At 69.1% G+C, this 14,691-nt stretch carries 12 protein-coding genes; 3 read left to right on the forward strand and 9 right to left on the reverse strand.

What is annotated here, in order from left to right:
• Positions 1-2: 2 nt before the first annotated feature.
• Complete coding sequence (locus tag QMK34_RS01240) at positions 3-1,154, reverse strand: acyl-CoA dehydrogenase family protein (protein WP_326410347.1); 1,152 nt, start codon at positions 1,152-1,154, stop codon at positions 3-5.
• Positions 1,155-1,269: 115 nt separating this feature from the next.
• On the opposite strand from QMK34_RS01240, the gene QMK34_RS01245 reads away from it, so the two are divergent.
• From QMK34_RS01245 to QMK34_RS01255, 3 genes are all read left to right on the forward strand, one after another.
• Entirely contained in the window at positions 1,270-1,896 is a 627-nt protein-coding gene (locus tag QMK34_RS01245; protein WP_326410349.1) for a TetR/AcrR family transcriptional regulator, read from the forward strand.
• Positions 1,897-1,983: 87 nt separating this feature from the next.
• Positions 1,984-2,784 carry a hypothetical protein gene (locus QMK34_RS01250; protein WP_326410352.1) on the forward strand — a complete coding sequence of 267 codons (801 nt, stop codon included), beginning with the start codon at positions 1,984-1,986 and terminating at the stop codon, positions 2,782-2,784.
• Between the two features lie 110 nt (positions 2,785-2,894).
• Positions 2,895-4,502, forward strand: coding sequence for a succinic semialdehyde dehydrogenase (locus QMK34_RS01255; RefSeq protein WP_326410355.1), 1,608 nt, complete (start codon positions 2,895-2,897; stop codon positions 4,500-4,502).
• Positions 4,503-4,885: 383 nt separating this feature from the next.
• Here QMK34_RS01255 and QMK34_RS01260 read toward each other — a convergent pair whose 3' ends face one another.
• The 8 genes from QMK34_RS01260 to QMK34_RS01295 all read right to left on the reverse strand — a co-directional run bounded on the left by QMK34_RS01260 (position 4,886) and on the right by QMK34_RS01295 (position 14,642).
• Entirely contained in the window at positions 4,886-7,927 is a 3,042-nt protein-coding gene (locus tag QMK34_RS01260) for a helix-turn-helix transcriptional regulator (protein WP_326410358.1), read from the reverse strand.
• Between the two features lie 60 nt (positions 7,928-7,987).
• The gene (locus QMK34_RS01265; protein ID WP_326410360.1) at positions 7,988-8,197 is read right to left on the reverse strand and encodes a hypothetical protein; all 210 of its coding nucleotides are present in this window, start codon (positions 8,195-8,197) and stop codon (positions 7,988-7,990) included.
• A 172-nt stretch (positions 8,198-8,369) separates the two neighbouring features.
• On the reverse strand, positions 8,370-8,579 hold the full coding sequence (locus QMK34_RS01270) for a DUF397 domain-containing protein (protein ID WP_326410362.1): 210 nt from the start codon (positions 8,577-8,579) through the stop codon (positions 8,370-8,372).
• Between the two features lie 12 nt (positions 8,580-8,591).
• Positions 8,592-9,491 carry a helix-turn-helix domain-containing protein gene (locus tag QMK34_RS01275; protein ID WP_326410364.1) on the reverse strand — a complete coding sequence of 300 codons (900 nt, stop codon included), beginning with the start codon at positions 9,489-9,491 and terminating at the stop codon, positions 8,592-8,594.
• A 374-nt stretch (positions 9,492-9,865) separates the two neighbouring features.
• Positions 9,866-10,765, reverse strand: a complete 900-nt coding sequence (locus QMK34_RS01280; RefSeq protein ID WP_326410366.1) for an acyl-CoA thioesterase — start codon at positions 10,763-10,765, stop codon at positions 9,866-9,868.
• 36 nt (positions 10,766-10,801) lie between these two features.
• Positions 10,802-12,226, reverse strand: a complete 1,425-nt coding sequence (gene pyk, locus QMK34_RS01285) for a pyruvate kinase (protein WP_326410368.1) — start codon at positions 12,224-12,226, stop codon at positions 10,802-10,804.
• Positions 12,227-12,863: 637 nt separating this feature from the next.
• Positions 12,864-13,529, reverse strand: a complete 666-nt coding sequence (locus QMK34_RS01290; RefSeq protein ID WP_326410370.1) for a DUF2461 domain-containing protein — start codon at positions 13,527-13,529, stop codon at positions 12,864-12,866.
• Between the two features lie 717 nt (positions 13,530-14,246).
• Positions 14,247-14,642: a hypothetical protein gene (locus QMK34_RS01295; RefSeq protein WP_326410373.1), complete on the reverse strand. Its 396-nt coding sequence runs from the start codon at positions 14,640-14,642 to the stop codon at positions 14,247-14,249.
• Positions 14,643-14,691: the final 49 nt, after the last annotated feature.

Genomic DNA, 14,691 nt, shown 5'->3' on the forward strand with positions numbered 1-14,691 from the left:
TTTCACAGTGTCCTGGAGATTATTTCCTTCATGATCTCGCTGGTGCCGCCGAAGATCCGCGAGATCCGGATGTCGGCCCACGCCCGCGCGATCGGGTACTCGGTCATGTAGCCGTAGCCGCCGAACAGCTGCAGGCACTCGTCGACGACCTTGTTGACCCGCTCGGTGGTCCACAGCTTCGCCATCGCCGCGCCCTGCACGTCGAGCTCCTTGCGCAGGTGCCGCTCGATGCACTGGTCGAGGTACGCGCGGGACACGGCGGCCTCGGTCGCCGCCTCGGCCAGCTTGAACTTCGTGTTCTGGAAGTTGTAGATCGGGCGGCCGAAAGCCGTGCGTTCCTTGGTGTAGGCGATGGTCTGGTCGATCGCGGCCTCCATCCCGGCCACCGCGCTGACCGCGATGATCAGCCGTTCCTGGGGCAGCTGCAGCATGAGCTGGACGAAACCCTGGCCCTCGGCGTCGCCGAGCAGGTTGGCCGCGGGCACGCGGACGTCGTCGAAGAACAGCTCGGCGGTGTCCTGGCCCTTCAGCCCGATCTTGTCGAGCACGCGGCCGCGCCGGAAGCCCGCCGCGGTCGTCTCGACGGCGATCAGGGACACGCCCTGCGCCCCCGCGTCGGGGTCGGTCTTCACCGCGACGACCACGAGGTCGGCGTGGAAACCGTTGGTGATGAAGGTCTTCGCGCCGTTGATGACGTACTCGTCGCCGTCGCGGACCGCGCGGGTCTTGATGCTCTGCAGGTCGGAGCCGGTGCCGGGCTCGGTCATCGCGACGGCGCCGACGAACTCGCCGCTGGCGAACTTCGGCAGCCACTCCCGCTTCTTCTCCTCGGAGGCGTACTCGAGGATGTAGTGCGCGACGATTCCATTGTGGACGGAGATGCCCCACGCGCTGTCGCCGGACCGCGCCTGCTCCTCGTACAGCACGGCTTCGTGGGCGAACGTCCCGCCGCCACCGCCGTAGGCCTCGGGGATCGACAGCGCGAGCAGGCCGACCTCGCCTGCCTTGGTCCAGAGCTCGCGGTCGACCTTCTTCTCCTGGGCCCAGCGCTCCTGGTGCGGGACGAGTTCCTTCTGGAAGAACGTCCGGGCGAGATCCCGGAGGTCCTCGAGCTCAATGTTGCTCCACGAACTCTGCTGGATCTGCAACGGCACGGCGAACGCCTCCTGATCACGACTGGCTGGAAAACATGACGCTAAGGATGTAAGTTACAACCGGAATGTACATCCGTACCGGACTGCACGTAAAGCACTCGAGCGGGGAGTTGATGTGACCGAGGCGACACGCGAGGTCCCCCCGCGCTCCCACCGGACCCAGGCCGAGCGCCGCGAGCAGACCCGCACGGCCCTGCTCGACGCGACCATCGACTGCCTGGTCGAGCTCGGCTACGGGCGGACCTCGGTTCAGGAGATCTGCGCGCGGGCCGGGGTGTCCAAGGGGGCGGTGCAGCACCACTTCGCCGCCAAGGCCGAGCTGATGGCGGCCGCGGTCGAGCACCTCACGACCAAGCTGCGCGGGCGGATGGCGGCGTCGCTGGACGAGCTGCCGGGCGGCGCCTCCGGGGTGGCTGCGGCGATCGACCTGCTGTGGGAGGGCTACTCGGGCACGTTGTCCACGGCGGTGACCGAACTCTGGGTGGCCGCGCGAACGGACCCCGAGCTGCGCGCGGCGATCCGGCCGGTGGACCGGGCGCTCGGGCGCTCGACGCTGGCGCACATCACCACCGTCGCGGGCGATCTGCCCAAGGAGCGCGCGGAGCTGCTGTTCTGGCTGACCGTGAACCTGACGCGCGGGCTGGCGCTCGACGCGGAACTCGGCGGCGACCCCGGCCGGCGGCGTCAGCTGCTCGCGGAATGGAAACGGATCGCCGTCCTGCTCTACGAGGACGCGCGCTGACACCACGGTGACCGCGGCACTTATCCCCGGCCGCGATCCATGATGGAATTCGTTGCCGGACAAGCGCGCCGGCGAGGGGAGCCTGCCATGACCACGCCGCAGTTCCGGCCGCCGCAGCCGCAGTACCAGCCGGGGCCACCACCGCCTCCGCCGCCGCCCGGCCCGCCCTCGCCAGGGCCGTCGAAGCTGATCGCGTCGATCCTGGCCGCGGTGACCGCCGTGCTGGCGCTCGTGGGCTCGTTGCTGCCGTTGAACGTGCTGAAGCAGAGTTTGAGCGCGGAGCGGACCATCATCCAGACGGTCACCGCGTGGTCACGGACCAGCGACCCCGCTCCCACCGGCGCGCAGGCCGACTACTACGCGAGCACGCACGTCGCGTACTACGGCGTCCCGCTGACGCTGCTCGCCGTCGTCCTGCTCGCCGCCGCCGTGCTGGGCGTACTCACAGCGCGACGCGTGGAGGGCAACGGCACCCGGAACCTGCTGCTGATCGGCGGTTCCGGCCTCGTGGCGACGGTGTTGACGCTGGGCATGGACGTCTCGTCGGTACTGAGCTACGAACACACCGACGACACCATCAAACTCGAGTACTCCACCGGGCTCGGCTTCTGGCTCGAGATCGCCGCCGGGGTCTTGGCGCTCGCGGCCGTCGTCCTGATCCTGGTGCCCGCCCGCCGCCACCGCACGGACTACGCGCCCCAGTTCGCGCCCCCGGGCTACGAGCAGCAGTACGTCCGGACCTTGCCGCCGCAGGAACAACAGCCCCCGCAGCCGATGCAGCAGGCCTACCAGCCGCCGGTCCAGCAGTACGGGCCGCCTTCGCAGCCGTTCCCGGTGCCGCCTCAGCAGCACCAGCAGCAACAGCCGCCCCTCTTCCCACCCGATTAGCCGCAATACATGAAAGTTATTCACTTTTACTGGACAGTCCCCGTACCGACGGTATGATCTACTCGTCGGTAACCTCGCGCGCCGCCGCGCGGCACGGAAACGGAGACGTCATGACCAGCACGACGCCGGCCAGCACGGACCACGACACGCTTGATCAGGCCACCATCGGCGGAGTGCCCGGAGCACCGACCGCCGCTCGCGCGGCCGAACTGATCGGGCGGGTCGCCGGGGGCAAGGACAACGCCCCAGTCAGGATGCGGGCGCCCTTTACCGGCCTCGCGATCACCACGATCCCCCAGGCGACCGACGCCGACGTCCGAGCGGTCTTCGCTGACGCCAGGCAGGCCCAGGAGTCCTGGGCCGCGCGCCCGGTCACCGAACGGCAGCGGGTGCTCATCCGGCTGCACGATCTGGTGCTCGAACGGCAGCAAGAGGCCCTCGACCTGATCCAGGTCGAGGCTGGCAAGGCACGGATCGACTCGTTCGACGAGGTCAGCGCGACCGCGCTGGTGGCGGCTTACTACGGCAAGCACAGCGCGAAGTTCCTGAAGCCGCGCAAGCACCCGGGCGTCATCCCGCTGCTCACCAGGGCGGGCGAGATCCGGCACCCGAAGGGCGTCGTCGGGGTCATCTCGCCGTGGAACTACCCTCTGGCGCTGACCGCGATGGACGTACTGCCCGCGCTCGCGGCGGGCAACGCGGTGGTGCAGAAACCGGACAACCAGACGGCGCTGTCCGCACTGTGGCTGCACGAGCTCGCCGAAGAGGCCGGGCTGCCTGCCGGGGTCTGGCAGGTCGTGCTGGGCCGCGGCTCCCGCATCGGCGACGCACTGGTCGAGGAGTCCGACTACCTCTGCTTCACCGGCTCGACCCCCACGGGCAAGACACTGGCCGCGCAGGTGGCACAGCGGCTGACGAGCTACTCGCTGGAGCTCGGTGGCAAAAACCCGATGATCGTGCTGCCCGACGCCGACGTCGCCAGGGCCGCCGCGGGCGCGGTGGTCGCGTGCTTCTCCTCCGCTGGCCAGCTGTGCGTGTCGGTCGAGCGGATCTACGTGCACGAGACCATCCGCGAAGAGTTCACCCGGCAGTTCGTCGCCAAGACCGCGGCGCTCAAGCTCGGCGGCTCACTCGACTACACGGCCCAGATGGGCTCACTGACCTCGGAAGACCAGCTCTCGACCGTGTCAGCCCACGTCGAGGACGCACGCAGGACCGGGGCGACCGTCCTGACCGGCGGCAGGCCCCGCCCGGACCTCGGCCCGCTGTTCTACGAGCCGACCGTCCTCACCGACGTCACCGACGCCGCGAAACTCTTCGCCGAAGAAACCTTCGGCCCGGTCGTGTCGGTATACGGCTACACCGACGTCACCGACGCGATCGAGCAAGCCAACGACACACCGTTCGGACTCAACGCCAGCGTCTGGTCACGCAACGGCCGCGCGGGCTGGGAAGTCGCGGCACGACTGAAAGCCGGGACAGTCAACGTGAACGAGGGCTACGCGGCGACGTTCGGCAGCGTCAGCGTCCCGATGGGCGGCATGAAGGAATCCGGCGTCGGCCGCCGCAACGGCTCCGACGGACTCCTGAAGTACACCGAATCCCAATCGATCGCGATCCAGCGCGGCCTCGCCCTGCGCCCCGGACGAGGCATCCCGCCCAAACTCTGGGCCCGCGGCATGACGGTGAGCATGCGCTTGCTTCGCAAGCTTCGCTGATTCTTTTGGCCGGCGCGCTCACAAACTCGCGCCGCCAGGTCGTTCTTTTGGCCGGCGCGCTCACAAACTCGCGCCGCCAGGTCGCCCCTGGCATCGCTTGTCAGTGCGGCTGTTGCTCTATGGGGGCGACCTGCCGTCGCGAGTTGGGGGGCCCTGGCGGGCCCGAAAGAGGGCGCGCGGCGTGAAGTCTCCACCTCGCAGAGCTCGGCGGAGACCCTGTGGTCCCGGCGAAACTCTTGTGGCTGGGTTCTGTGGTGCGTGTTGGGGCTGAGTCTTGGCGGTTCCGCACACCGTTGATTTTTGCCGTGAACGGTCCGTTCATGGCGCGCGCGGGGGCGGGGTGGCTGTCGCTGAAGGCGCGCGTTGAGGGCTCTGGGGTTCGGTCAGGGGGATGGGGTTGGGGTTGGGGTTGAGAGGAGGCCTCGGTCGTAGGCGATGGCGACGGCTTCGGCGCGGCGGCTCGCTCCTAGCTTGGCCATTACTCGGGAGAGGTGGACGCTGACCGTTTTCTCGCTGATGTAGAGCTCTTCACCCACCTGACGGTTTGTGCGGCCGAGGGCGACACGCTCCAGTACGTCACGTTCGCGGTCGGTCAGGCGGTCGACGGCCTCGCGGCGGGGTAGCTCGGCAGCCGCTCCCGGCAGGCTGACGCGGGCTCGGTGACTCACGTCGCGGACGGCGTCGCGCAGCGGCACCGCGCCCAGCCGCTCGGCGACTGTGTGCGCCGCCAGCAGCTCCTCGGCCGCGATCTCCGCGGAGACCTCGACGCCCGAGACCAGCAGCGCCTCCGCGTGGTGCCAGCGGCAGATGGCCTGCTCGTAGATCGCGCCGTACCCGAACGCCTCGACCGCGCGGGCCCACAAGGCCGGGTCCGGCTGCCCGGCCAAACCGCTCGCGGTGGCCTCCAGCCGGGCCAGCCACGCCAGCCCCTCGGGGCCGAGCGAGCCCGATCGCGGTAGGCCGTGCAGCGCACAACGACGCCCGTGCGCGAGCATCTCCTCCCCGGCCAGCGTCGCGACCGCCAGCTTCTCCCGATCGCCGCGGACCCTGGCGTCGGCGGCGAGCGCAGCCGCCGCGGCCACCCCGAGCGTGGCGATCCGGATCCCGCCCAGCAGCGACGGCTCCACGTCCTCCAGCCAGCCGATGAGCTCCTGCGCGTGCCGCACCGCGGCGGTGTGGTCCCCGCGCCAGTGCGCGAGCTGGATGGCCGCGTCTCCGCTGGACAACGCTATCTGGACGTCGCCGCCCCACTGGGAACGCAGGGAGGGCACCAGTTTGCCCGCCTCCTCGAACCGGCCCCTGGCGACGACGATCAGCGCCCAGACCGCGAGCATGCGAGCCGCGACCGCGCTCGACACACCACGCCCCGCGCGGCTCGCGCCGTCCTCGCCAGGCCAGTCCCCGCTGAGGTAGCGCAGCAACAGGTGCCGGGCGCGGATCTCCAGGCCGTAGGTACTCCAGGTCAGGCCGGACTCTTCGGCCCGCCGCATGCCCTTGGCCGCGAGCGTGATCGCGGCCCCGAGCTCGGCCTGGTCGTCGTAGCTCAGCGCGAGGAAGTACAGCGCGCGCAGCTCGACGTTGAGCGCGTTGGCGTCCCGCGCTTTGCGCACCGCCTGGTTCAGCCGCTCCCGCGCTTCTTCCTTGTCCCCCGCGGAATCCGCGAGCGTGCCGAGGGTGACCAGCGCCGACGCCTCCGCGCCGCCCGCGCCCACGGCCCTGGCGTCGGCCACCGCCGCCCGCGCGCTGCTCAGCGCCTCCTCCGGCTGGTCGATCACCCGCTGGATGCCCGCCCTGGTCGCCAGCACCCACGCGCGGACCGAGCTGGGCCCGGTGTCGGCCACCAGCTCCCACGCACGGCCGATGGCTTCGACGGACTCGTCGATCGTGCCGTCCTGCGAGAGCACCGCCTCCGAGAGCCGCCGCCAGACCCGCGCGGCGCGCTCCGCCGACATGTCCGGTGTCAGTGCCTGTGTCGCCGAGCGGGCATACGCCACCGCCCTGTCCGGCTCGCCGGAAGTGCCCGCGAAATAAGAAGCCTCGTGGAGCAGCTTGAGCTCGTCGACGTCCTCGGGACGGCCGGCTTCCGGCACCGCGTCCCAGATGGACAGTGCCTGCTCGACGTGGCGCAGCGCCGCACCCGGCGCGCCCAGCTTCTCCGCCTCGTCCATCGCGCGCAGCAACGCGGGCAGCGCGGTGGCGAAGTCCATGCTTTCCAGGCTGTGGTGCGCGAGTTTCGCGTCGTGGCCGCGCCCCTGCGGGCGGGCCTGGATCCGCGACGCGTACGCCGCGTGCATCCTCGTCCGCTCCCCCGGCAGCAGATCGCCGTACACCGCTTCCTGCAGCAACGCGTGCCGGAACGCGTAGAAACTCTTCTCCACCACCAGGACGTGGTGCTGGATGGCCTCGCGCAGCGCCTCGTCCAGCTCGAACTCGCCGAGCCCGGACACCTCGGTCAGCGCCGCGTGCGCCACCCCCTCGTTCGCCACGGACACCACCCGCAGCACCCGCCGGGTGTCCGCGGCGAGCCGTTCCAGGCGGGCGAGCAGGACTTCGGCGAGCCCGGCCGGCAGGTCACGGCACTCGGCCGAGGACGCGAGGAGCTCCTCGACGAAGAACGGGTTGCTCTCGGCCCTGGCCACGATGCCGGCCACCGTCTCGGCGGAGATCGGTTCCTCGGCCAGCGCCTCGACGAACGCGCGCCCGTCGGCCGCGCCGAACGGGCGCAGGTCGATCCGCTCCACCGTGGCCAGGCGCACCAGCTCGGCGAGCAGGCCGCGCAGCGGATGACGCCGATGCACGTCCTCCTCCCGGTAGCTGGCCACCACCAGCAGCCGCTGGGCCCGCAGCCTGGTGAGCAGGAAGGACAACAGGTTCCTGGTCGAACCGTCCCCCCAGTGCAGGTCCTCCAGCAGGATCACCACCGGCCGCTGCTCGGCGATCTCGGTCAGCACCCCCAGTACAGCGTCGAAAAGCTGGAGCTGACCGAGATCCTGTTCCGGGCGTGGCCGTTGCATGGCCTCACGTTCGGTGGAGGTGGACTGCCCGTGCTCCGCGGCCGTGAACGGCTCCGGCTCCTGGACCTGCGGCAGCAGCCTGCCCAGCGCCGTCCTGACCCGCACGGCACCCGCCACCACCGGATCCGCCGAGCCCGCCAGCGGCGCCAGCGCCTCGGCGAACGGGAGGTACGGCAGGCCGCCGTCCCGCACGTCGATACACCGGCCGGTGAGGATGAGCGCACCACGAGAACCGGCGTGCTCACCGAGCGCGGTGAGCAGCCGGGTCTTGCCGACGCCGGCGTCCCCGGAGAGCAGCACCGCGCCGGCTTCGCCCCGTTCGGCACGGGCGAAGGCGGCACGGAGCTGCCGCATCTCCTGGGTGCGGGCGACGAGCGGGATTCCAGAGCCAAGACGGGGCACGAGATGCATTGTTGCCTACCCGTCCGACAATTTCGTCAGGGTTTTCGCCGTCAGCGTCATCGACTGCCTCTAACGGGTGGTCTCACGCGAGCCGGCTGCCAGCCGGCCCAGCTCCCGGCGCTCCTGTGCGGGCACCTCGACCACGGACCTGCCTGCCCGCAGCCGCCGACGCGTCCGGCGAGCCCGGCCCACCCAGACGCTCCGGCCTGCCTTGTGCATTTCCTCGGTGCGGTAGGCCACTTCGGCCATGACCCCGATGAGCAAAGCATCGCTGTGCACGATGTCCCCCTAAGGTTCGGACTTCTCTGTTGGTATTGGTCAGAGTCGTCCTGAGGGAGCACCCCCGGCATCGGGTGAACGCCTAAGACCTGCCGTGAATCGACCCCTTACTCCCGCCTATTCCCAGCTCGGCGGAAGTAAGGGGTCGATGAACCAGCGTCTTCGGCAGGCCTCAGCCCCGGTCGGGGCCGCCGGCGCGCACGGCGTCCAGCAGCCCGAGCCAACCCGAGGGGGACAGGCGGAACGCTCCCCCCGCGGGGTCCTTCGAATCGCGGACGGCGGTCTGCCCACCGGTGAACGCGATCTCCACGCAATCGTTGCCCCCACCGCTGTAGCTGCTCTTGCGCCAGTGGGCATGGACGAGTTCGTTGTCGGACTTCATGGTCCCCACTCCTTATCTCTGTGCTGGAAACGGTCGGTGCACTGCATCCGGCGAAGCCGCCTGTTCGGCGAACCGGCCTGCCGCCTCGGCGATCACCTCGACCGAGTCGTCCGGCTTCAGCGCCGCGGCTCGCAGGTGGTCGAACATCAGCGTGTATCGCCGGACGTCTTGGGGTTCTTCCAGGTAGAGGCCGGTGGACGTGCTGTCCACGTACACGACGTCCGCGTCCGCCTGCTCGGGGAAGCCCATGATCAGGAACGGGCCCTCCATCCCCGGGTGCGCCCCCGCGCCGAAGGGCACGATCTGGATGGTCACGTTGGGTTTGGCGGCGAGGGCGACCATGCGGTAGAGCTGCTCGGCCATCACCTCGGGGCCACCGACCATGCGGTGCAGCACGGCCTCGTCGATCACCGCCCAGTACTCCGGCGGCGACGGGTCGGTGAACAGCTCCTGGCGGGCCATCCTGGCCGCCACCCGGCGCTTGATCTCGACCTCTTCGGCGTCGGGGCGCATCGCCCTGATCACCGTGCGGGTGTAGCGCTCGGTCTGCAGCAGCCCGGGCACCAGCAGCGCTTGGAACGCGCGCAGCGAGCTCGAGTCGGCCTCGAGGCCCACGAAGGTCCCGGTGAACACCTCGTTGTAGGCATGCCACCAGCCGCGCTTGCGGGCCTCCCTGGCGAGCTGGACCAGTGCCTCCTGCTCGTCGCCGGCGATGCCGTAGAGCTCGAGCATGTCGCGGGCGTCACGCGGGGTGACGCCGACGTGCCCGGTCTCGATCCGGCTCACCTTGGAGGCGGAGCATTCGAGCTTCTCGCCGACCTCGTCGATCGTGAGCTCGGCCGCTTCCCGCAACCGCCGCAACTCGCTCGCGAGTCTCCGGCGGCGAACGGTGGGCCCTTGACCCCTCGCCATGACGGCACCTCCGGATCAGCATCGGCTTTGACGACCATTATCCAGTGCCATATCTAACCAGTCGGCAGCGCACCCGGTGAGACGTTGACAAGCCCCTGGACGGAGCAGTTCGATCACGGACGAGCAATTTGCAGATGGCCGTTGTATCCTGGCATCATGCACCGGCGGGGATGGCCCCGACCAGTGCGGATGCTGTTGTCCGGCCCCACGGTACGGGAGCCTCGCGACAGCACACAGACGGAAGGCCCGGGATTGTCCCCCGATCGGTCCCGGGCCTTCTTTCCATCACCAGCAAATGTTTTGCGATATCGCCGCGATAATCCACTGAAATCACCCGCAAGAGTGACGCCCTAGGTAGTCCATTGGGCGTTCGGTTACGGAACTCGCAGCAAGCCCTCTTGGACCACAGTCGCGATGAGGGTGCCGACGGCGGCGAAGAACCGCCCTTGGGCGAGGCCCCGCGCCCCGGAGGCCGAGGGCGAGGCGCTGTCGTAGAGGAACCACTCGTCCGCGCGGAACGGCCGGTGGAACCACAGCGCGTGGTCGAGGCTCGCGCCGACCACCCCGTCGAGGTCCCAGTAGACCCCGTGGCGCGCCAGCACCGAGTCGAGCAGAGTCATGTCGGAGGCGTAGGTCAGGACGCAGACGTGCAGCAGCTGCTCGTCGCCCAGTTTGCCGTCGGCCCGCATCCAGACCTGGTTGCGGGCCGGATGCGCGCCGGTCTGCCGGGTGACCCACGGCGGATCGTTGACGTAGCGCAGGTCGATCGGGCGCGGCCGCTCGCGCAGGCCGATGTCGAAGCCCTCGGCGCGCTCGGTCAGCGTCGGCAGCGACTCGGGGCCGGGCACGTCCGGCATGTCCTCGGAGTGCTCGATGCCCGGTTCATGCTTCTGGAAGGATGCCGAAAGCGAGAAGATCGCCTTGCCGTGCTGGATCGCGAGCACCCGGCGTGTGGTGAACGAGCGCCCGTCACGGGTGCGGTCGACCTCGTAGATGATCGGCACGCTCGGGTCGCCGCCGCGGATGAAGTACGCGTGCAGCGAGTGCACCGTGCGCTCCTCCGGCACGGTGCGCCCAGCGGCCACCAGCGCCTGGCCGGCGACCTGCCCGCCGAACACCCGGACGGGTGAATGCGCCGGGGAAACCCCACGGAAGATGTTCTCTTCGATCTTCTCGAGGTCGAGCAGCGCGATGAGCCGGTCCAGCACGGGCTGCCCGCCGCTACCGGAGTCGGTGTCGAGGCCGGTAGCGGCTTCCCTTGCCATCTCAGTCATGGGCGGAACCCTATTACCTGGGTCCCGCCGCGTCCCTTATGCGTGGTCGTCTTCACCAAGCCGGTGGACGTGGATCAGGTTCGTCGAGCCGACGGTGCCGGGAGGCGAGCCCGCCACGATCACCACGAGGTCGCCCCGCTGGTACTTGCCCATCTCCAGCATGGAGTGGTCGACCTGCTGGATCATCTGGTCGGTGGTGTCCACCCACGGCACGATGTGGGTGTTGGTGCCCCAGGTCATCGACAGCTGGCTGCGGACACTGCTCTCCGGGGTGAACGCGAGCAGCGGCAGCCGGGTGTGCAGCCGCGCCAGCCGCCGGACGGTGTCACCGGACTGAGTGAACGCCACCAGGGCCTTGGCGTTGAGCCGCTCGCCGATGTCGCGGGCGCCGTAGGAGATGACGCCCCGCTTGGTGCGCGGGACGTGCGTCAGCGGCGGGACCACCGGGGAGTCGGTCTCGACGGCCTCGATGATGCGGCCCATGGTCTCGACGACCTCGATGGCGTACCGGCCGACACTGGTCTCACCGGAGAGCATCAGCGCGTCGGCACCGTCGAGCACCGCGTTCGCGACGTCGGAGGCCTCCGCGCGGGTCGGGCGGGAGTTGTTGATCATCGACTCGAGCATCTGCGTCGCGACGATGACCGGCTTCGCGTTCTCGCGGCAGATCTGGATGGCGCGCTTCTGCACCAGCGGGACCTGCTCCAGCGGCAGCTCGACGCCGAGGTCACCGCGGGCGACCATGATCGCGTCGAAGGCCAGCACGATGGCTTCGAGGTTGTAGACGGCCTCGGGCTTCTCGATCTTCGCGACCACCGGCAGGCGGCCCTTGCCGACGCGGTCCATCACCTGGTGGACCAGGTCGATGTCGGCGGGTGAGCGCACAAAGGACAGCGCGATGAAGTCCACGCCCAGCTCGAGCGCGAACTCGAGGTCCTCGATGTCCTTTTCGGACATCGCGGGCACGGAAACGTCCATACCGGGCAGGGAAACGCCCTTGTTGTTGCTGACCGGGCCGCCCTCGGTGACCTCGCAGACGACGTCGGGGCCCTCGACCCGCTGCACGACGAGCCCGACCTTGCCGTCGTCGACGAGCAGGCGGTCGCCGGGCTTGGCGTCGTTGGCCAGTCCCTTGTAGGTGGTGGAGACCCGGTCGTGGGTACCGGCTACGTCCTCGACGGTGATCCGGACGATGTCGCCGTTGTTCCACTCGACGGGGCCACCGGCGAAGGTGCCCAGGCGGATCTTCGGGCCCTGCAGGTCGGCCAGGATGCCCACGGCACGGCCCGACTCGGCCGCCGCGTGGCGGACGAGGTCGTAGACCTGCTTGTGGTCGCCATGGCTCCCGTGGCTGAAGTTCATTCTCGCGACGTCCATTCCGGCGTCTACGAGTGCCCGCATCTTCTCCGGGGTCGCGGTGGCGGGGCCCAGGGTACAAACGATCTTCGCGCGTCGGCTCACGTTCACATAGCGTAGACCTTCTTCTTGAGCTCGTCTGTACCGATACCGAAAGTTCAAGTACATGTTCAGAAATTGGTCCAGTATCGAGTAACCACCGTATCCGTTTCAGCAGTTATCCGGCTGGTCACGGGCTTGTTCGTGCTCACTTCGGGCTGGTTACCGCCTGCACGGCCCCGGTTACTCAGCCGATTCGGGCCCCCTCCGGCCCTCGGCACGAGGTCCCCGCGCCCGTGCCGGACGGCCGGGTGCTCGGCTTCGACCGTCTGCTCGCCGTCACCCGTGCGGGTGGCCGCCCAGCACCGCACTCGTCCCGCCGCTGTCCGATATAGACAGGCTGTCCGCGCCGCGGACTGTGTCGTTCACGCAAGACCTCGCGCCGACCTGAGGCCGGTCGGACACCCTTCGATCTCCGTCAGGGCAAAGTCCACCTCAGAACGTGGTTTCGCCGCCGGGAGATACCGAAGGCTGGCGGTGGTCGGAACCTCGACTCCGACCGGATCAGGAGGAGATCTTCGATGAACTGTGGTTGAGCTAGGAGGCCGGGCAACGCCGAGGATCCGGTGCGAAAGACCTGGTGCCGCACCGGATTTCCGGCTCCGGACCGAGCCGGGCGTCGGCGCTGTCCCGAAACCTTTTCTCAACGGCGGGGCTGCTCGCTCGGGCCGACGTGGTCCCGCGCCCACTGGTTGAACGCGCGGACCTGCCGCCACGCCTTGCGCACCCGGTCGAGGCAGGCGCGCTCGTGCAGCGTGTCGTCCGGCTCCCACACCTGTACCGTGTAGAGCGACCGGTGCTTCAGCAGCTCGATGCGCGGATGGTCTTCTGTGTACCCACGCGGTTTGGTCTTCAGCCGGTCGCCCGCGATCTCCCAGCCCGCCCGCTTGACCTTGACGAGGATCTTCTCCAGCTCCACGCCGTGGATCTCGGTGTCGACCGCCCGGCGGAACCGGGCCAGCTGGTCGGTCGCGAGGTGGAAACAGCCGCCACCGGCCCGCAAACCGGCAGGCCCGAGCTCGACGTAGTACGCCCCGCCGCCCCGGCCCTGTTCGATGACCGCGCCGCACTGGGTCTTGTACGGCGTCTTGTCGGCAGCGAACCGGACGTCACGGTAGGGGCGGAACACCTTGCCCGAGCCGAAGCCCTCGCCGAACTCGACGGCCAGCTCGGCCAGCAGCGCCTCCATCGGGGCACGCACGTCCGACTGGTAGACCGCGAGGTTGTCCTCCCAGTAGGCCTTGGTGTTGTCCGCAAGGAGCCCGTCGTAGAACTCGACGGAGTGCTCTCCGAATCCCGAAAATGTCACGCCGGGAACGATAATCCGGGGGTCCGACAGTTCCCGCGCCGGTCCCGCTGACCGCGAGCCGTGCCGACGTCAGCCGTTGGCGCGCAGACCACCGCCCGCGCCGACGGAGGGGACGGCCGCGTTCGATCAGCTCAGTTCTGCCCCGGCTGGCGACCCGAAGATCCTCGCCGAGACGGCGAACCTGCCGCGCCAGACGAAGATGCGGAGAGGATTGCCCGCAATGTGCGAGCAATTCTCTCCGCCACGATCAGCTACATGACAATACAGTCCCGACTGCCAGGAGCGCCTTTCCATTCCCCACAGACAAGTACGCCTTTGGCGACATAGGCAGGCGGGCTGAACGAAGCTCTCCGATTAGCGCCCGCAGGAACGTTGTAGGCGACGGGATCAGTGACATCCAAGGTCGAGCCAGCGAATACATGCAACCGTACAGTGACGATCGTGCCGCTGCATCGATTGTATACCGTGACAGAATTGAGCGACGTGGACGACGCACGGTTCAAGACCGTGCGAGCACAGCCCGGGTCCAGCACCGTGGCACCCGCGGTTCCCGCCGTCATCCCCACACCTGCCGTCGCGAGCACCGCGGCAATCCGAGCATAGCGATTGTTTTCATTGTTCCTCCCTTGTTTTCTCCCGATGATCGAGTGCGACTCGATCGCCGAGAGAACTCTGAGAAATCGATTCGGCGCCACTGTGCCGCGAGCCGCTCCGTGCCTACCGGCGACCTGCGCTGGGCGGCTCTATCGTGGCAGGGCGACCGCATAGGATCGGCATATCCGGTGAAGACCGCTTGATCACGGGATGACCAAGCGATGGGTAGGCCGCGTCGGCATCAGCTGGCGGCGCGAAGCCACGCCAGCTGATCCCGGCGCCGGCAAGCCACACGCCCACTAGGGCGGCGATGCCGATCGTGGGCGCGGTCCCGGCAAGCTGGGCGACCGCACCGGCGATCATGATCCCGAGGCTCTGCACTTCGACCAGCGCGGTGGACGTCACGCCGGAAACCTGTCCGCGGACGTCGCCGGGAACCGCTCGGGCGATCATGGCCGTGGCCTGCATCTGGTACGGCGTCGACAGCATGCGGCTGACCGCGATGAGCACCACCGACACGAAGACGCCAGGCTGGTGGGGGGGGGGCCCACCGCCCCCCACCCCCCAC

Origin of the sequence: Amycolatopsis sp. H20-H5, assembly GCF_035828755.1 — a bacterium.
In the GTDB taxonomy this organism is placed as follows: Bacteria; Actinomycetota; Actinomycetes; order Mycobacteriales; family Pseudonocardiaceae; genus Amycolatopsis.